The 18,846-nt window shown below is 69.8% G+C and carries 17 protein-coding genes; 16 read left to right on the top strand and 1 reads right to left on the bottom strand.

Going from position 1 to position 18,846, the window contains the following annotated elements:
* The first annotated feature begins 37 nt into the window (after positions 1–37).
* The 15 genes from ubiD (at position 38) to accD (ending at position 17,480) form a co-directional block, all read left to right on the top strand.
* Entirely contained in the window at positions 38–1,522 is a 1,485-nt protein-coding gene (ubiD, locus tag ALIDE2_RS06545) for a 4-hydroxy-3-polyprenylbenzoate decarboxylase (protein ID WP_013519939.1), read from the top strand.
* An 18-nt stretch (positions 1,523–1,540) separates the two neighbouring features.
* Positions 1,541–2,689: a cytochrome P450 gene (locus ALIDE2_RS06540; RefSeq protein WP_013519940.1), complete on the top strand. Its 1,149-nt coding sequence runs from the start codon at positions 1,541–1,543 to the stop codon at positions 2,687–2,689.
* Positions 2,690–2,729: 40 nt separating this feature from the next.
* Positions 2,730–4,094 carry an MBL fold metallo-hydrolase gene (locus tag ALIDE2_RS06535; protein ID WP_013519941.1) on the top strand — a complete coding sequence of 455 codons (1,365 nt, stop codon included), beginning with the start codon at positions 2,730–2,732 and terminating at the stop codon, positions 4,092–4,094.
* Positions 4,095–4,282: 188 nt separating this feature from the next.
* Entirely contained in the window at positions 4,283–5,221 is a 939-nt protein-coding gene (locus ALIDE2_RS06530) for a LysR family transcriptional regulator (protein WP_013519942.1), read from the top strand.
* A 20-nt stretch (positions 5,222–5,241) separates the two neighbouring features.
* Positions 5,242–6,663: a 3-isopropylmalate dehydratase large subunit gene (gene leuC, locus ALIDE2_RS06525; protein WP_013519943.1), complete on the top strand. Its 1,422-nt coding sequence runs from the start codon at positions 5,242–5,244 to the stop codon at positions 6,661–6,663.
* A gap of 23 nt (positions 6,664–6,686) precedes the next feature.
* The gene (locus ALIDE2_RS06520; protein WP_013519944.1) at positions 6,687–6,812 is read left to right on the top strand and encodes an entericidin A/B family lipoprotein; all 126 of its coding nucleotides are present in this window, start codon (positions 6,687–6,689) and stop codon (positions 6,810–6,812) included.
* A gap of 23 nt (positions 6,813–6,835) precedes the next feature.
* Positions 6,836–7,486, top strand: a complete 651-nt coding sequence (gene leuD / locus ALIDE2_RS06515; protein ID WP_013519945.1) for a 3-isopropylmalate dehydratase small subunit — start codon at positions 6,836–6,838, stop codon at positions 7,484–7,486.
* A 74-nt stretch (positions 7,487–7,560) separates the two neighbouring features.
* Entirely contained in the window at positions 7,561–8,631 is a 1,071-nt protein-coding gene (gene leuB, locus ALIDE2_RS06510; protein WP_013519946.1) for a 3-isopropylmalate dehydrogenase, read from the top strand.
* A gap of 269 nt (positions 8,632–8,900) precedes the next feature.
* Positions 8,901–10,013 carry an aspartate-semialdehyde dehydrogenase gene (gene asd / locus ALIDE2_RS06505; protein ID WP_013519947.1) on the top strand — a complete coding sequence of 371 codons (1,113 nt, stop codon included), beginning with the start codon at positions 8,901–8,903 and terminating at the stop codon, positions 10,011–10,013.
* Positions 10,014–10,292: 279 nt separating this feature from the next.
* Complete coding sequence (locus ALIDE2_RS06500; RefSeq protein WP_041700722.1) at positions 10,293–12,908, top strand: motility hub landmark protein FimV; 2,616 nt, start codon at positions 10,293–10,295, stop codon at positions 12,906–12,908.
* Positions 12,909–12,972: 64 nt separating this feature from the next.
* Positions 12,973–13,791, top strand: a complete 819-nt coding sequence (truA, locus tag ALIDE2_RS06495) for a tRNA pseudouridine(38-40) synthase TruA (protein ID WP_013519949.1) — start codon at positions 12,973–12,975, stop codon at positions 13,789–13,791.
* Positions 13,788–14,504, top strand: a complete 717-nt coding sequence (locus ALIDE2_RS06490; protein ID WP_013519950.1) for a phosphoribosylanthranilate isomerase — start codon at positions 13,788–13,790, stop codon at positions 14,502–14,504. The genes truA and ALIDE2_RS06490 overlap by 4 nt, the downstream gene beginning before the upstream one ends.
* Positions 14,505–15,773 carry a tryptophan synthase subunit beta gene (gene trpB / locus ALIDE2_RS06485; protein ID WP_013519951.1) on the top strand — a complete coding sequence of 423 codons (1,269 nt, stop codon included), beginning with the start codon at positions 14,505–14,507 and terminating at the stop codon, positions 15,771–15,773. It abuts the gene before it with no gap.
* Positions 15,770–16,579: a tryptophan synthase subunit alpha gene (gene trpA / locus ALIDE2_RS06480; RefSeq protein ID WP_013519952.1), complete on the top strand. Its 810-nt coding sequence runs from the start codon at positions 15,770–15,772 to the stop codon at positions 16,577–16,579. The genes trpB and trpA overlap by 4 nt, the downstream gene beginning before the upstream one ends.
* A 28-nt stretch (positions 16,580–16,607) precedes the next feature.
* Complete coding sequence (gene accD / locus ALIDE2_RS06475) at positions 16,608–17,480, top strand: acetyl-CoA carboxylase, carboxyltransferase subunit beta (protein ID WP_013519953.1); 873 nt, start codon at positions 16,608–16,610, stop codon at positions 17,478–17,480.
* A 76-nt stretch (positions 17,481–17,556) separates the two neighbouring features.
* Here accD and ALIDE2_RS06470 read toward each other — a convergent pair whose 3' ends face one another.
* A complete protein-coding gene (locus tag ALIDE2_RS06470; RefSeq protein WP_013519954.1) occupies positions 17,557–18,105 on the bottom strand; it encodes a YggT family protein in 549 nt (182 codons plus the stop codon).
* A gap of 93 nt (positions 18,106–18,198) precedes the next feature.
* On the opposite strand from ALIDE2_RS06470, the gene ALIDE2_RS06465 reads away from it, so the two are divergent.
* A complete protein-coding gene (locus ALIDE2_RS06465) occupies positions 18,199–18,834 on the top strand; it encodes an LON peptidase substrate-binding domain-containing protein (protein ID WP_013519955.1) in 636 nt (211 codons plus the stop codon).
* The last annotated feature ends 12 nt before the right edge of the window (positions 18,835–18,846 follow it).

Below are 18,846 nucleotides of genomic sequence, written 5' to 3'. Positions count from 1 at the left end.
TTTATGGACGAGCGCTGGAGCAAGATTTGGCTTGAAAATGCACTACCGTGACCTGCGCGACTTCCTGGCCCAGCTGGAGGCCGCAGGCGAGCTGCGCCGCATCGCCGCCCCGGTCTCGCCGCACCTGGAGATGACGGCGCTCAGCGACCGCGTGCTGCGCGCCGGTGGCCCGGCGCTGCTGTTCGAGAACCCCACGGGCCACCGCATGCCGGTGCTCGCCAACCTGTTCGGCACGCCCGCTCGCGTGGCGCGCGCGCTGGGCGTGGCGGGCCTGGCCGAGATACGCGCCTTCGGCGAGGTGCTGGCCCAGCTCAAGGAGCCCGAGCCGCCGCGCGGCATGAAGGACCTGTGGGGCCGGCGCGACCTCGTCAAGACGCTGTGGAGCATGGCGCCGTCCACCGTGCGCCGCCCGCCCTGCCAGCAGATCGTCTGGGAGGGCGGCGACGTGGATCTGGGCAGGCTGCCCATCCAGCACTGCTGGCCCGGCGACGTGGCGCCGCTCGTCACCTGGGGCCTGACCATCACGCGCGGCCCGCACAAGGCGCGGCAGAACCTGGGCATCTACCGCCAGCAGCTGCTGTCGAAGAACGAACTCATCATGCGCTGGCTGGCGCACCGCGGCGGCGCGCTGGACTTCGCCGAGCATTGCCGCCAGAACCCCGGCAAGCCCTACCCCGTGGCGGTGGCCCTAGGGGCCGACCCGGCGACCCTCCTGGGCGCCGTCACACCCGTGCCCGACACCCTGTCGGAATACCAGTTCGCGGGCCTGCTGCGCGGCGCGCGCACCGAGGTGGCGCCGGCCATCGGCGTGCCCCTGCAGGTGCCGGCCCAGGCCGAGATCGTGCTCGAAGGCCACATCCACCCCGACGCCGGCCACCCGAGTGGCTGGCGCCACGCGCTGGAGGGCCCCTACGGCGACCACACCGGCTACTACAACGAGTGCGCCGAATTCCCGGTCTTCACCGTGGAGCGCATCACGCTGCGCGAGGACGCGATCTACCACAGCACCTACACGGGCAAGCCGCCGGACGAGCCCGCCATGCTGGGCCTGGCGCTCAACGAGCTGTTCGTGCCGCTGCTGCAGCGCGCCTTCCCCGAGATCGTGGACTTCTACCTGCCGCCCGAAGCCTGCAGCTACCGGCTGGCCGTGGTGCGCATCAAGAAGGCCTACGCCGGCCACGCCCGGCGCGTGATGATGGGCGTGTGGAGCCACCTGCGCCAGTTCCTCTACACCAAGTTCATCGTGGTCGTCGACGACGACATCGACGCGCGCGACTGGAAGGAGGTCATCTGGGCCATGACCACGCGCATGGACCCGGTGCGCGACACGATGCTCATCGAGAACACCCCCATTGACTACCTGGACTTCGCCTCGCCCGTGGCCGGCCTGGGCGGCAAGATGGGCCTGGACGCCACGAACAAATGGCCTGGCGAGACCCAGCGCGAATGGGGCCGCCCCATGGCCATGGATGCGGACGTGCGCCACCGCATGGACGCGCTGGCCGACGACCTGGGCCTTTGACGGCATGGAGAAACTGTAATGACCACGACCCCACCGCAATGGGACCCGCAGGCCCCCGAGGTCCAGCGCGACCAGCGCGCCGCCTACGACCAGCTGCGCGAACGATGCCCCCTGGCCCATAGCGAATCGCAGCACTGGTCCGTGCTGCGCCACGCCGAGGTCATGCGGGTGCTGGATGACCACGCCACCTTCAGCAGCGCCGTGTCGGCGCACCCGGCCGTGCCCAACGGCTACGACCAGCCCGAGCACACGGCCTACCGCCGCGCGCTCGACCCCTTCTTCGCGCCCGAGCGCATGGCGCGCTTCGAGCCCGTGTGCCGCGCCCTCTCCGGCGCCACCGTGCAGGAGGCCCTGGCCCTGGGCGGCGACCTGGAGATCACCCAGGAATTCGCCCTGCCCTTCGCCGTGCGCGTGCAGTCTGCCTTCCTGGGCTGGCCCACGCTGCTGCAGGACGAGCTGCTCGGCTGGCTGCGCCGCAGCCACGCCGCCACGCGCTCGGGCGACCGCGTCCAGACATCGGCCGTGGCCCGGGAGTTCGAGGACCTGGTCGAGCGCGTGCGCCAGGCGCGGCGCGACGCGCCCCCCACGCAGGACGTCAGCAGCGAACTGATGCACACCCGCGTCGATGGCCGCCTGCTGGACCTGCGCGAGCTCGCCAGCGTGCTGCGCAACTGGACGGTGGGCGAGGTCGGCACCATCGCCGCCTCCATCGGCATCCTCATGCACTGGCTGGCCAGCCACCCCGACTGGCAGCAGCGCCTGCGCGAACAGCCCGCGTTGCTGCCCACGGCCATCGACGAGGTGCTGCGCATCGACGGCCCGCTGGTGTCCAACCGCCGCATCACCACCCGTGCCACCGCGCTGGGCGGCTGCCCGCTGCCGGCCGGCAGCCGCCTGTCGGTCAACTGGATCGCCGCCAACCGCGACCCGCGCGTGTTCGGCGACCCCGACGCGTTCCGCATGGACCGCGACCCAGGGCTCAACCTGCTGTACGGCGCGGGCATCCACGTCTGCCCGGGCGCCCCTCTGGCGCGGCTGGAGCTGCGCGTGCTGATAGAGGAGCTGCTCGCGCGCACCACCCGCATCGTCCTGGCCGCGGGCCATGCGCCGGCGCGGGCCGTCTACCCCGACGCCGGCTACGCCACGCTGCGGATGCGGCTGGGTTAACTGCTACGCTGGCGGCCATCGAACCCGGGAGAGCACCCCCATGACCGTCAGCCTCACTTTCCTCGGCGGCGCCGGCACCGTCACCGGCTCCAAGTACCTCGTGCGCCATGGCGGCAAGGCACTGCTGGTGGACTGCGGGCTGTTCCAGGGCTACAAGCTGCTGCGCCAGCGCAACTGGCGGCCGCTGCCGGTGGAGCCGCACGAGATCGACGCCGTGCTGCTCACCCATGCCCACCTGGACCATTCGGGCTATCTGCCGCTGCTGGCGAAGGGCGGCTTCGGCGGCCCGGTGTTCTGCACCTCCGGCACGCGCGACCTATGCGCCATCCTGCTGCCCGACAGCGGCCACCTGCAGGAGGAGGAAGCGGCCTACCTCAACCGCCACCACCTGAGCAAGCACGAGCCCGCGCTGCCGCTGTACACGCGCCTGGACGCGCAGCACAGCCTGTCGCTCCTGCGCGCGCAGCCCGCGCGCACGCCCTTCGAGCCCCTGCCCGGCTGGCGCGCCACGTTCACGCGCGCCGGCCACATCCTGGGCGCGGCCAGCATCCTGCTGGAAGTGGGCGGGCGGCGCATCCTGTTCTCGGGCGACCTGGGCCGACCGGACGACCTGCTGATGTGCGCCCCCGACGCGCCGCCCGCGGCCGACACGGTGCTCGTCGAATCCACCTACGGCGACCGCAGCCACCCGCCGGGCTCGGTGCTGGACGAGCTGGGCCCGGCCCTGGCACGCCTGGCCGCGCGCGGCGGCGTGGCCGTGGTGCCGGTGTTCGCGGTGGGGCGGGCGCAGACGGTGCTGCACGCCATCGCCCGGCTGAAAGCGCGCGGCGACCTGCCGGCGCGCCTGCCCGTGTACCTGGACAGCCCCATGGCCGTGAGCACCACCGAACTGTTCGAGGACCACGTGGGCGAGCACTGCCTAAGCCACGCCGACCTGCACGCCATGGCGCGCGGCACCACGCTGGTGCACAGCGTGGAGGAGTCCAAGGCCCTGGCGCGCCTGCACGGGCCGCGCATCATCCTGTCGGCCAGCGGCATGGCCACGGGCGGGCGCGTGCTGCACCACCTGGCGCTGCACGCGGGCGACCACCGCAACATGATCGTGCTCACCGGCCACCAGGCCGGCGGCACGCGCGGCGCGCGCATCGCCAATGGCGAAAAGAGCATACGCATCCTCGGGCGCGACGTGGAGATCCGCGCCGAGGTGGTGCAGCTGGCCACGGCGTCGGCCCATGCCGACGGCAACCAGGTGCTCGACTGGCTGCGCGCCATGCCCGCCGCGCCGCGCCGCGTGTACGTGGTGCATGGGGAGCTGCCCGCTGCCGACATGCTGCGCCAGCGCATCGAGTACGAGCTGCACTGGCCCGCCGAGGTGCCGGAGCATGGCGACACCGTGGTGCTGTAAAAATCCATAAAAACCTGCTCCATTCCTTTCTAGCAAAGCGCTAGCAGCTCTTTTTTGAGGAGCAGACCCGCCGCAGCAGCGCGCATGACGGCATGCAGGCCATCGTGGTTAACGATGGCAAAGGCAACGTATCAAGGGGAAAATCCGGGCATAGCCTCTCCAAACGAGAAGCCACAACGACTCCCCCGATGAAAAGCTCCGAGCGCAGTTTCGCGCGCCGTATCGACCTGACCTCGCTGCAACTGTTCGTGGCCGTCTGCGAACTGGGCAGCATCGGCCGCGCGGCCGAGCGCGAGTTCATCGCCGCCTCGGCCGTGAGCAAGCGCCTGTCCGACCTGGAGGCCGCGGTGGACACGGCCCTGCTGTACCGCCACAGCCGCGGCGTGACGCTCACGCCCGCGGGCGAGAGCCTGCTGCACCACGCGCGCGCGGTGCTCTTCGGGCTGGAGCGCATGCAGGGCGAGCTCAGCGAATACGCCGAGGGCGTGCGCGGCCATGTGCGCATGCACGCCAACATCTCGGCCATCGTGCAGTTCCTGCCCGAGGACCTGGGGCAGTTCGCCCGCGCGCACAGCCAGATCAAGATCGACCTGCAGGAGCACCTGTCCCCCGACGTGCTGCACGCCGTGCACGAGGGCGCGGCCGACCTGGGCATCTGCAACCTGGGCGGCGGCAACGGCGCGGGCGGCGCAGACCTGCAAAGCCGCCCCTACCGCAGCGACCACCTGGTGCTCGTCGTGCCGCAGACCCACGCGCTGTCCGCGCGGGAATCCATCCAATTCGACGAAGTGCTCGACTGGGACATCGTCGGCCTGCACGCCGGCAGCAGCATCAGCCTGGCCATGCGCCAGGCCGCCGCCCAGGCCGGGCGGCCGCTGCGCCAGCGCATCCAGGTCACCAGCCTGGACGCCATGTGCCGCATGATCGACAACGGCCTGGGCGTGGGCCTGCTGCCCGATCGCGCCTTCGCGCTGATGCGCGGCGTGGGGCAGCTCGCGGCCGTGCGCTTGGACGAGCCCTGGGCCCGGCGCGAGCTGCGCCTGGTGGCGCGCGACTTCGACGCGCTGCCCGTCACCGCGCGGCTGCTGGTCGAGCATCTGGCTCCTACAATTTCCCCATCCCCCTGAACCCACGAAACGAGACCGCCATGGGACGCACCCTGTACGACAAGATCTTCGACGAACACGTCGTCCACACCGAAGAAGACGGCACGGCCGTGCTCTACATCGACCGCCACCTGGTCCACGAAGTGACCAGCCCGCAGGCCTTCGAGGGTCTGCGCGAAGCCGGCCGCAAGGTCTGGCGCGTGAGCTCCATCGTCGCCACGGCCGACCACAACACGCCCACCACGGGCTGGGAGCGCGGCTACGACGGCATCGCCGACCCCATCAGCAAGGAGCAGATCGTCACGCTGGACAAGAACATCGCCGAATCAGGCGCGGCCGCGTTCTTCCCCTTCCTCTCCAGGCGCCAGGGCATCGTGCACGTGATCGGCCCCGAGAACGGCGCCACCCTGCCCGGCATGACCGTGGTCTGCGGCGACAGCCACACCAGCACGCACGGCGCCTTCGGCGCACTGGCCCACGGCATCGGCACCAGCGAGGTCGAGCACGTGATGGCCACGCAGACCCTGCTGGCCAAGAAGGCCAGGAACATGCTTATCAAGGTCAACGGCAAGGTGGCCCCCGGCATCACGGCCAAGGACATCGTGCTGGCCATCATCGGCAGGATCGGCACCGCCGGCGGCACGGGCTACACCATCGAGTTCGCGGGCGAAGCCATCCGCGACCTGTCGATGGAAGGCCGCATGACCGTGTGCAACATGGCTATCGAAGCCGGCGCGCGCGCGGGCCTGGTGGCCGTAGACGACAAGACCATCAACTACGTCAAGGGCCGCCCGCTGGCCCCCACGGGCGTGGAGTGGGACCAGGCCGTGCAGTACTGGAAGACGCTGCACTCCGACGCCGACGCGCAGTGGGACGCCGTGGTGGAGCTCAACGCTGCCGAGATCGTGCCGCAGGTGACCTGGGGCACCAGCCCCGAGATGGTGCTGGGCGTGGACGCCACGGTGCCCGACCCCGACAAGGAAAAGGACCCCTCCAAGCGCGGCGCGACCGAGCGCGCCCTGACCTACATGGGCCTTGAGCCCGGCAAGCCGATCGCCGACATCTTCGTGGACAAGGTGTTCATCGGCAGTTGCACCAACAGCCGCATCGAGGACATGCGCGAGGCCGCCACCGTGGTCAAGAAGCTCGGCCAGAAGGTCGCCAAGAACGTCAAGCTGGCCATGGTCGTGCCCGGCTCGGGCCTGGTCAAGGAACAGGCCGAGCGCGAAGGCCTGGACCAGATCTTCAAGGCCGCCGGCTTCGAATGGCGCGAGCCCGGCTGCTCCATGTGCCTGGCCATGAACGCCGACCGGCTGGAGCCCGGTGAGCGCTGCGCCAGCACCAGCAACCGCAACTTCGAAGGCCGCCAGGGCGCGGGCGGGCGCACCCACCTGGTCAGCCCGGCCATGGCCGCGGCCGCCGCCATCCACGGCCATTTCGTCGACATCCGCAAGTTCGCCTAACCCCCTCTTCAGCGAGCACCACCATGAAGCCCTCCTTCTCCGTCCTTCTGATCGGCCTGGCCCTGACCCTGGCGGCCTGCAACACCATCAAGGGCATAGGCCAGGACGTGCAAAGTGCCGGCGGCGCCATAGAGCGCGCGGCCCGCTGACAACCCCATCCTCTTCAACCGCCATGCAGAAATTCACCATCCACCAGGGCCTGGTCGCTCCCATGGACCGCGAGAACGTCGATACCGACGCCATCATCCCCAAGCAGTTCCTCAAGTCGATCAAGAAGACGGGCTTCGGCCCCAACCTGTTCGACGAATGGCGCTACCTGGACAAGGGCGAGCCCGGCGTGCCCGAGAGCCAGCGCAAGCCCAACCCCGACTTCGTGCTGAACCAGCCGCGGTACAAGGGCGCCTCCATCCTGCTCGCGCGCAAGAACTTCGGCTGCGGCTCCAGCCGCGAGCACGCGCCCTGGGCGCTGGACCAGTACGGCTTTCGCGCCATCATCGCGCCGAGCTTCGCCGACATCTTCTTCAACAACTGCTTCAAGAACGGTCTGCTGCCCATCGTGCTGCCCGAGGCCACGGTGGACCTGCTGTTCAACGAGGTCGCGGCCTTCCCCGGCTACCAGCTGACCATCGACCTGGAGCGCCAGGTCGTGATCCGCCCCCAGGGCGAGGAAATTGCCTTCGACGTGGTCCCGTTCCGCAAGTACTGCCTGCTCAACGGCTTCGACGACATCGGCCTGACCCTGCGCCATGCCGACAAGATCCGCGCCTTCGAGGCAGAGCGCCTGGCCACCAAGCCCTGGCTGGCCCACACCATGGCATCCTGAAAATTCAAGACAAATCAACATCCAGAGCTTTCCAGCCAAGCGCCAGTAGCTATCAAAACAGAAGTAAACACACCATGAAAATCGCAGTCCTGCCGGGCGACGGCATTGGCCCCGAAATCGTCGCCGAAGCCGTCAAGGTGCTCGAGGCGCTCGACCTGAAGCTGGAGATGGAAACCGCCCCCGTGGGCGGCGCCGCCTACGAAGTCGCGGGCCACCCGCTGCCTGAATCCACGCTCGGGCTCGCGCGCGAGGCCGACGCCATCCTGTTCGGCGCCGTGGGCGACTGGAAGTACGACAAGCTCGACCGCCCGCTGCGCCCCGAGCAAGCCATCCTGGGCCTGCGCAAGCACCTGGGCCTGTTCGCCAACTTCCGCCCCGCCATCTGCTACGAGCAGCTCACACACGCATCGAGCCTCAAACCCGAGCTGGTCGCGGGCCTGGACATCCTCATCATCCGCGAGCTCACGGGCGACATCTACTTCGGCCAGCCGCGCGGCCGCCGCACGGCGCCCGACGGCCACTTCCCCGGCGCCGAGGAAGCCTTCGACACCATGCGCTACAGCCGTCCCGAGATCGAGCGCATCGCCCGCGTGGCCTTCGAGGCCGCGCGCAAGCGCAGCAAGCGCGTCACCAGCGTGGACAAGGCCAACGTGCTGGAGACCTTCCAGCTCTGGAAGGACGTGGTCACCGAGGTGCACAAGGACTACCCCGACGTGCAGCTCGACCACATGTACGTGGACAACGCCGCCATGCAGCTCGTCAAGGCGCCCAAGGCCTTCGACGTGATCGTGACCGGCAACATGTTCGGCGACATCCTCTCGGACGAAGCCTCCATGCTCACCGGCTCCATCGGCATGCTGCCCAGCGCCAGCCTGAACGACAAAAAGCAGGGCCTGTACGAGCCCAGCCACGGCAGCGCGCCCGACATTGCCGGCAAGGGCGTGGCCAACCCGCTCGCCACCATCCTCTCGGCGGCGATGATGCTGCGCTTCTCGCTGGGCCAGGAGGAAGCCGCCCGCCGCATCGAGGCCGCCGTCCAGAAGGTGCTGGCCCAGGGCCTGCGCACGCCCGACATCCACAGCGAGGGCACGACCCGCGTGGGCACGGTGCAAATGGGCGATGCGGTCGTCAACGCCTTGCGCTGATGCCGCGTTGACCACGAGGATGCAGTGCCCGGCACTGCATCCTCTACAATGTTTCCCCATGTTTGCCGCCTGCCCGTTCCCGCCGAAGAACAAGCCTGCCGCCCCGGCAGCGCCGGCAGCGCGCGCAATCACCACCAAAACCACGACCATTAAGAGCTGATCCAGCTCCGGCATCGTCGTGCGCCCTTCCTGGCCAGACGAGCCGGGGCCCCCAAAAGCTGCCACCGGTCGGGTGCGCACCGTTTTTTAACTTGAAAGGGCGATTTGAAATGAGCAAGCAATTGGTAGGCCTGGTCGGCTGGCGCGGTATGGTCGGCTCGGTACTGATGGACCGCATGCAGGCCGAGGGCGACTTCGACCTCATCGAGCCAGTCTTCTTCTCCACCTCCAACGCCGGCGGCAAGGCGCCCGCCATGGCCAGGACGCACACCCAGCTCAAGGACGCGAACGACGTCGCGGAACTGGCCAAGTGCGACATCGTCATCACCTGCCAGGGCGGCGACTACACCAAGGAAGTCTTCCCCAGGATCCGCGCCGCCGGCTGGAAGGGCCACTGGATCGACGCCGCCTCCGCGCTGCGTATGGAAGACGACGCCGTCATCGTGCTCGACCCGGTCAACGACGGCCTGATCAAGTCCAGGCTGGCCGCCGGCGGCAGGAACTGGATCGGCGGCAACTGCACCAACTCCATCCTGCTCATGGGCCTGGCCGGGCTGTTCAAGGCCGACCTGGTCGAATGGGTGTCCTCCATGACCTACCAGGCGGCCTCGGGCGGCGGCGCCAACCACATGCGCGAACTGCTCAAGGGCATGGGCGTGATCTACGGCAGCGTGGCCGGCGAGCTGGCCACGCCGGCATCCGCCATCCTGGAGATCGACCGCAAGGTGGCGGCCACCATCCGCCAGGACGTGCCCACCGAATTCTTCGGCGCCCCGCTGGCCGGCGGCCTGATCCCGTGGATCGACTCGCAACTGCCCAACGGCCAGTCCAAGGAGGAATGGAAGGGCCAGGCCGAAGTCAACAAGATCCTGGGCACCCCGGCCACCATCCCCGTCGACGGCCTGTGCGTGCGCATCGGCGCCATGCGCTGCCACTCGCTGGCGCTCACCCTGAAGCTCAAGCGCGACCTGCCGCTTGCCGAGATCGAGTCCCTCATCAAGGGCGGCAACCCCTGGGTGAAGTTCGTCGCCAACGACAAGGCCCTCACCCTCCAGGAACTGACCCCCGCCGCCATCACCGGCGGCCTGCAGGTCGGCGTGGGCCGCGTGCGCAAGCTCAACATGGGGCCCGAGTACGTGTCGGCCTTCGTGATCGGCGACCAGCTGCTGTGGGGCGCGGCCGAACCCCTGCGGCGCATGCTGCGCATCCTGCTGGGCGCCTGACGCGCAGCAACGGCGCCACCCCGCGTGGCGCCGTTTTTGTTTCAGGCAGTGCCCGGGCAGGCGCGCCCGGCCGAGCGCCGTTGTCCATTACCAACAGGCACCGGGCCTTTTCGCTCCCTTGGACAGGGTAGGAAAAGCGGTGCAGTGGCTCGGCTTGTCAGTGCAAAACATTGATGCTATGGTGCTTTTTACATATTTTCACGTACTGGAGCGGCTCCAGCCATGAGCATGAACACCCTGCTCCCCACGGCAAGGCCCACTCAATCATTCGTCGCACACATGCATCGTTGGAAATTCTCTGCCCTGGCCACGGCGGCCATCCTGTCGGCTGGCCTCTATGGCACCGATGCCAGTGCCCTGGCCCTGGGACGCGTGAACGTGCAATCGGCACTGGGTGAGCCGCTACGAGCCGAAATCGAACTGCCGCAGATCACCGCCGCCGAAGCCGAGTCGCTGCGCGTGGCCCCTGCCAGGCCCGAGGTCTTCCGCAGCCAGGGCCTGGAGTATTCGCCTGCGGCCGGCAACGTGCAGATTCAGCTGCACCGCCGCGCCGACGGCTCCATGGTGCTGCGCCTGAGCAGCACCCGCCCCATCAACGAGCCCTTCGTGGACATGGTGATCGACGCCACGTGGAGCTCGGGCCATGTCGTGCGCAGCTACACCATGCTGTTCGACCCTCCGGCAACGGAGCGCGCGCCGGCCACCGCGACGACAGCGCCGCAGCTGACGGCACCGCGCGCCGAAACCGCGCCAGCCGCGCCCCGCGCAACGGCGCCCGCCCCGGCCCCGCGCGCGGCGGCACCGGCCCCCGCGGCTCCGGCGGCCCGCCCTGCGCCAACGGTCACGCCCGCTCCCAGCCGCCCCGCGGTCGCCGCCGCCTCCGGCAGTGGCGACGAGGTCAGGGTGCGCCCCGGCGACACCGCCGGGCGCATCGCCAATGCGCACCGGCCCGCCAGCGTCTCGCTGGACCAGATGCTAGTCGCCATGGCGCAGGCCAACCCCGACGCCTTCGTCCAGGGCAATGTGAACCGCTTGCGCGCCGGCACGGTGCTGCGCATGCCCAGCGAGGCCGACGCGCAGGCCACCCCGGCCGTACAGGCGCGCCAGATCGTCGCCGCGCAAAGCCGCGACTTCAACGAGTACCGCCGCCGCCTGGCCTCGGTCGCGCCGCGCACGCAAGTGGCCGCCGCCGAGCGCTCGGCCAGCGGCACGGTCCAGGCCCAGGTGGACGAGAGCAAGCCCGCGGCCGCCAGCCCCGACAAGCTGACCCTCTCCAAGGGCGGCGTGCAGGCCCGCAAGGCCGAAGATCAGATGGCCCGCGACAAGCAGGCCGATCAGGACACGGCCCGCATGGCGGAGCTGTCGAAGAACATCGCCGAGCTCAACCAGATCGGCGGCGGCGCCACCCAGGCCGCAGCGGCAGCCCCCGGCAACGCGGCATCTGCCCCCGGCATCGCCGTGCCGGCGCCTGCGGCGCTGCCCACGCCCGTGCAGACCACGGCCAGCGCCGAAGCGCCCGCCGGAGCCACCGATGCGGCCGGCGCCGCGGCATCGGAGCCCGCCGCCGCGCCCCCCCCCAAGCCGGCGCCGCAGCCGGCACCACAGCCGGCCGTCCCCGAGGAGCCGAGCATCCTCGACTCGCTCATGGAGGACCCGCTGCGGGCCGGCGGCGCCCTCGCCCTCATACTGGCCCTGCTCGGCTACGGCGGCTACCGCGCGGCCCAGAACCGACGCAACCGTGCCGCCACCGTGGACAGCTCGTTCGAGGAAAGCCGCGTCGCGCCGGACTCCTTCTTCGGCTCCAGTGGCGGCCAGCGCGTGGACACGGCCAGCAGCGACCTGTCGACGGGCTCCTCGTCGATGACCTATTCGCCCAGCCAGTTGGACGCCGGCGGCGACGTGGACCCCGTGGCCGAGGCCGACGTCTACCTGGCCTATGGCCGTGATCTGCAGGCAGAGGAAATCCTCAAGGAAGCCATGCGCCACCAGCCGGAACGCGTGGCCATTCCCGCCAAGCTGGCCGAGATCTACGCCAAGCGCCAGGACCGCAAGGCCCTGGAGTCGGCCGCGAACGACGTGTTCAGGCTCACGAACGGCACGGGCCCCGACTGGGCCCGGGTATCGGACCTGGGCCGCACGCTGGACCCCGAGAATGCGCTGTACCGGCCCGGCGGCCGTCCGGCCACCGCGGCGGGCGAGCAGCCGGGGGCGGACTCATTGCCCCCCCCCTTCCCGAGCACCCTGAACGTCGCGCCTCCCTCCGCCTCGGGCCCGGATTCCGTGCTCCCGGCCCTTGATCTGGATCTTGATCTGGACCTGGACCTGCACGAAGCCCCGGCGGCGCCCGCTCCCACGCCCAGCGCCTTCGCCATGGCGGCCGCGGCCAACGAGCAGGCGGCCCACGAGAGCGCCGAGGCGCAGCCGCCAGAAACCGAGGCGCCCGCGCCGGTGCTCGACCCCGAGCTGCCCGGCGCCGCGCAAGCGCCCGAGACCGCCGCGGACGCGGCGGAGCCTGCCCCCGAGGAGGAAGCCTCCGCAACCGGACCCTTGCCGCTCGACTTCCCGGAGGACGCCCTGTCGCTGATGGACTCCTCCATCGCACCGTTGACCAGCCGCGATGCCAAGGCGCCGGCCGTGGAGCCCCTGGACTTCGACCTGGGCGACCTGTCGCTGGACCTCACCGGCCCGGGCGGGCTCACCGCGTCGCAGCCGGCCAACACGCCTGCCGACGAGCCGCTGCCGGACGATCCGCTGGCCACCAAGCTGGCGCTGGCCGAGGAATTCAACACCATCGGCGACAGCGAGGGCGCGCGCACCCTGGTGGAGGAAGTGATCGCCGAATCCTCCGGCGAGCTCAAGGCCCGTGCCCAGCGCCTGCTGGCCACACTCAGCTGATGCGCCGCCACCCCATGCGCCCGCGCCGCGCCGGCGCGGTGCCTGAACGGCCGGGAGCCGCGCGATGAGGGTGGCCCTGGGCGTCAGCTACAACGGCCAGGCCTACAGCGGCTGGCAAAGCCAGCCCAGCGGCAACACCGTGCAAGACCATCTCGAAGCGGCCCTGGGCCGCTTCGCCACTCAGAAGGTGGCAACGATCTGCGCCGGCCGCACGGACGCGGGCGTGCACGGCCTGATGCAGGTCGTGCACTTCGACACCGGGCTGCAGCGCGCGCCGTTCTCCTGGGTGCGCGGCACCAACACATTCCTGCCGCCCGACATCGCCGTGCAATGGGCGCAGCCCGTACCCGACGCCTTCCACGCGCGCGCCTGCGCCGTGGCGCGCCGCTATGCCTACGTGCTGCTGCAGTCGCCCGTGCGCCCCAGCGTGGAGGCCGGGCGCGTGGGCTGGGTGTTCCATGAACTCGACGGGCAGGCCATGCAGGACGCCGTGCAGCACCTGCTGGGCGAGCACGACTTCAGCTCGTTCCGCGCCAGCGCCTGCCAGGCCAAGTCGCCCGTCAAGACGCTGCACCGCATCGCCATCACGCGCCGCGGCCCGGCCAATGGCCCCTCCCTGCACGGCTGCGCGCCCTGCTACTGGCGCTTCGAGTTCGAGGGCAACGCCTTCCTGCACCACATGATCCGCAACATCATGGGCTGCATCGTCGCCATCGGCCAGGGGCTGTACCCGCCGCAGTGGATGCGCCAGGTGCTCGACGCCCGCTCGCGCGACGCCGCGGCGCCCACGTTCTCGCCCGATGGCCTGTACTTCCTGGGGCCGGTGTACGCACCCGAGTGGGGCCTTCCCACGCGCACGGCTGCGTATGATTGGCTGCCATGAGCAGCCCCTCCCCCATACGCACCCGCATCAAGATCTGCGGCCTGACGCGCGAGCAGGACGTGGACGCGGCCGTTGCCGCAGGCGCGGACGCCGTCGGCTTCGTGCTCTACGCGAAGAGCCCGCGCGCCGTCAGCCCCGAGCGCGCCGCGGCCCTGGCCCGGCGCCTGCCGCCCTTCACAACGCCCGTCCTGCTGTTCGTGAACGCGCAAGCTACTGAAGTGATAGCTGCAAGCGCTTGCGTACCGGGCGCTACGGTGCAATTTCATGGTGACGAGACACCCGAGGACTGCTGGGCCGCCAGCGACCAGGGGCGCATCCCCTTCCTGCGCGCCGCGCGCATTCCCCTGGGCGAGGATGCGGCACGGTTCGACCTCGTAGAATACGCACAGGCTCACTCTCACGCCCGTGCCATCCTGCTCGACGCCCATGTCGAGGGCTATGGCGGCGGCGGCAAGGCATTCAATTGGTCACTCCTTCCACCAAGCGTCGACTGTCACCTCGTTTTGTCTGGTGGACTCACGCCTGCAAACGTGGCCGATGGCATCCTGCAGGTCCGACCGCGTTGCCGAACGCTGGCGGTTGACGTCAGCTCCGGCGTAGAGGCCGACGGCCCCGACGGCTCCCCCCTGAAGGGCGTCAAGGACGCCGGCAAGATCCAACGCTTCATCGCCGCCGTGCGCGCGGCGGATGCGGCACCAGCTTCCATCTCCTGAATGTTCGAATACCACCAACCCGATGCATCGGGCCACTTCGGCCCCTATGGCGGCAGCTTCGCCAGCGAGACCCTGACCCATGCGCTGACCGAGCTGCGAGAGGCCTATGCGCGCTACCAGCACGATCCGGCGTTCCTCGCCGAATTCCAGTACGAGCTGGCCCATTTCGTGGGCCGGCCCTCACCCGTCTACCACGCCGCGCGCATGTCGCGCGAGATGGGCGGCGCGCAGATCTACCTCAAGCGCGAGGACCTCAACCACACCGGCGCGCACAAGATCAACAACGTGATCGGCCAGGCCATGCTCGCGCGCCGCATGGGCAAGCCGCGCATCATCGCCGAGACCGGCGCGGGCCAGCATGGCGTGGCCACGGCCACGATCTGCGCGCGCTACGGCCTGCAGTGCGTGGTCTACATGGGCGCCGAGGACGTCAAGCGCCAGAGCCCCAACGTCTACCGCATGAAGCTGCTGGGCGCCACCGTGGTGCCCGTCGAATCCGGCAGCCGCACGCTCAAGGACGCGCTCAACGAGGCCATGCGCGACTGGGTGGCCAACGTGGACGACACCTTCTACATCATCGGCACCGTGGCCGGCCCGCACCCCTACCCGGTGATGGTGCGCGACTTCCAGAGCGTGATCGGCAAGGAATGCCTCGAACAGATGCCCGCCATGCTGGCCGAGCAGAAAATAGCCGCAGAGCAGCCCGACGCCGTGGTCGCCTGCGTGGGCGGCGGCAGCAACGCCATGGGCATCTTCCACCCCTACATCCCGTTCGAGAACACGCGCCTGATCGGCGTGGAGGCCGCGGGCGAGGGCCTGGACAGCGGCAAGCACTCCGCCAGCCTGCAGCGCGGCAGCAGCGGCGTGCTGCACGGCAACCGCACCTACATCCTGCAGGACGAGAACGGCCAGATCACCGAGACGCACAGCATCAGCGCCGGCCTGGACTACCCCGGCGTGGGCCCCGAGCATGCCTGGCTGCAGGAGATCGGCCGCGCCGAATACGTGGGCATCACCGACAAGGAGGCGCTCGACGCCTTCCACTACCTGTGCCGCACCGAAGGCATCATCCCGGCGCTCGAATCCAGCCACGCCGTGGCCCATGCGATGAAGCTCGCCAAGACCATGACGCCCCAGCAATCCATCCTCGTGAACCTCTCCGGCCGCGGCGACAAGGACATCGGCACCGTGGCCGACCTGTCGGGCGCGGACTTCTACGACCGCCCCAGCATGCGCGGCCACACCGTCAAGGGAGGGCCCGCCGCATGAGCCGCATCGCTGACACCTTCGCCGCCCTGCAGGAAAAGGGTCGCAAGGCGCTCATCCCCTACGTGACGGCGGGCTTCCCGTTCGCCGACATCACGCCCGCGCTCATGCACGGCATGGTGGAGGCCGGCGCCGACGTGATCGAGCTCGGCGTGCCCTTCTCCGACCCCATGGCCGACGGCCCGGTGATCCAGAAGGCGGGCGAGAAGGCCCTGTCCCTGGGCATCGGCATGCCGCAGGTGCTGGAGATGGTGCGCAGTTTCCGCCAGCGCAACCAGACCACGCCCGTGGTGCTCATGGGCTACGCCAACCCGGTGGAGCGCTACGACCAGCGCCACGGCAAGGGCGCGTTCGCCCGCGATGCCGGCGCGGCCGGCGTGGACGGCGTGCTCGTCGTGGACTACCCGCCCGAGGAATGCGAGCAGTTCGCCGCCGACCTGCGCGCACACGGCATCGATCTGATCTTCCTGCTCGCCCCCACCTCCACGCCCGAGCGCATGCAGCAGGTGGCGCGCGTGGCCAGCGGCTACGTGTACTACGTCTCGCTCAAGGGCGTGACGGGCTCGGGCGCGCTCGACACCGCCGCCGTCGAGTCCATGCTGCCGCGCATCCGCGAGCACGTGAAGATCCCCGTCGGCGTGGGCTTCGGCATCCGCGACGCGGCCACGGCCCAGGCCATCGGCCGCGTGGCCGACGCCGTGGTCATCGGCAGCCGCATCATCCAGCTCATCGAGGACCAGCCGCACGAGAAGGTGGTCGGCATCACCGTGGACTTCCTGCGCGGCATCCGCAAGGCGCTCGACGCATAATCACCGCCCTCAAGCAAGAGGAAACCCTATGTCCTGGCTCGAAAAACTCCTGCCCGCCAAAATCCAGCAGACCAACCCCACCGAGCGCCGCCAGATGCCCGAGGGCCTGTGGGTCAAGTGTCCCAGCTGCGACAACGTGCTCTACAAGACCGACCTGGAGCACAACCAGAACGTCTGCCCGCAATGCGGCCACCACCACCGCATCGGCGCGCGCGCGCGGCTCAACGCCTTCCTGGACGGCGAGGGCCGCTACGAGATCGGCCAGGAGGTTCTGCCCGTGGACGCCCTCAAGTTCAAGGACAGCCGCAAGTACCCCGAGCGCCTGAAGGAGGCGCTGGAAAACACCGGCGAGACCGACGCGCTCATCGTCATGGGCGGCGCCGTCAAGAGCATCAACGTGGTGGCCGCCTGCTTCGAGTTCGACTTCATGGGCGGCTCCATGGGCTCCGTGGTAGGCGAGCGCTTCGTGCGCGGCGTGGAGACCGCCATCGAGCAAAAGGTGCCCTTCATCTGCTTCACCGCCACCGGCGGCGCGCGCATGCAGGAAGGCCTGCTGTCCCTGATGCAGATGGCCAAGACCAACGCCGCGCTCACGCGCCTGGCCAAGAAGGGCCTGCCCTACATCAGCGTGCTCACCGACCCGACCATGGGCGGCGTCTCGGCCGGCTTCGCCTTCGTGGGCGACATCGTGATCGCCGAGCCCAAGGCCCTGATCGGCTTCGCCGGCCCGCGCGTGATCGAATCCACCGTGCGCGTGACCCTGCCCGAGGGCTTCCAGCGCGCCGAGTTCCTGCAAACCAAGGGCGCCGTGGACTTCATCTGCGACCGGCGCGAGCTGCGCCAGACGGTGGCGCAATGCCTGTCCATGCTGCAGCGCCTGCCGGCGGACGCGGTGGCCTGACGGCGGAAAAGCTATTCAAACGATAGCTGCCAGCGCCCTATAGAAGGGCGCTGGAGGCGTTTTCCGTATAAATCCATCACATCATCACGCTGGCCTGCAGATGGCCCAGCACGATGGACAGAACCTGCAGCAACACCAGCAGCACCAGCGGCGACAGGTCGATGCCGCCCACCAGCGGCAGCACGCGCCGCACGGGGCGCAGGAGCGGCTCGCACAGGCGCGCGATCACGTCGCCTAGAGCTGAGCGCGTCTGCACCCACGAGAGCACGGCATAGACGATCAGCAGCCCCATCAGGCCCGACACGGCCACGTGCGCCAGGCTGAAGACGGCCACCCACGGCAGCCAGGCCAGCCCCACGCCGGCGCCCAGCAGCAGCCACAGCAGCAGGTATTGCACCAGCTGCAGCAGGAACGCCGCCACCAGGCTCGACAGATCCCAGCGTCCCGCGGCCGGCACCAGCTTGCGCAGCGGCAGCACCAGCCAGTCGCTGAGCGCGAACACCAGCCGCCCCACGGGGTTGGCGAACGAGACACGCTGCCACTGCATGTACAGGCGCAGCAGGCAGGCGCCGGTCAGCAGGCCGCTGGCGACTTCGAGAAGGAAAGAAAGGATCTGGAACAGCATGGAAGGCAGCAAAAGGACGCCCGCCACGGGCGCGGCACGGCGCCGGGGACGGCGCAGCATGGGATGATAGCGGTGCCGCCACCGCGCCCCGCCATGCCCCAGCCGCTGACACTGACTTCACTGCCGCTGTTTCCGCTCGACACCGTGCTGTTTCCCGGTGGCGTGCTGGCGCTGCGCGTGTTCGAGGTGCGCTACCTGGACATGGTGCGCAAATGCCGGCACGCGGGCGCCCCGTTCGGCGTGGTCGCGCTCACCGCCGGGCACGAGGTGCGCCGCGCCGGCGCGCCCGCGGAACAATTCCACGACATGGGCACTCTGGCCGCCATCGAGCAAATGCAGGCGCCGCAGCCCGGGCTGATCACCCTGCAGTGCCGAGGCGCCGCGCGCTTTCGCATCACCCACCGCAGCCACCTTCCGCACGGGCTGTGGGTGGCGGACGTGGAGCAGCTGCCCGGCGACCCGCATGTACCGGTGCCCGACGACCTGCAGCGCACGGCCCGCGTGCTGGCGCAGGTGCTGGCCTCGCTGCACGCGCGCGAGGCGGGGGCCGGACCGCACGCCGTCCCCACGCCGGAGCAACTGCAGGACTGCGGCTGGGTAGCCAACCGCTGGTGCGAGCTGCTGCCCCTGCCCGCAGACCGCAAGCAGCGCCTGATGACGCTGGACAACCCGCTCGTGCGCCTGGAGCTGGTGGGCGACATGCTCGAGCGCATGGGAATCTTCCTGTAGACAGAGACATCG

This window comes from Alicycliphilus denitrificans K601, from assembly GCF_000204645.1.
Lineage (GTDB): Bacteria > Pseudomonadota > Gammaproteobacteria > Burkholderiales > Burkholderiaceae_C > Alicycliphilus > Alicycliphilus denitrificans.
This window is presented reverse-complemented; position numbering and strand designations above follow the sequence as displayed.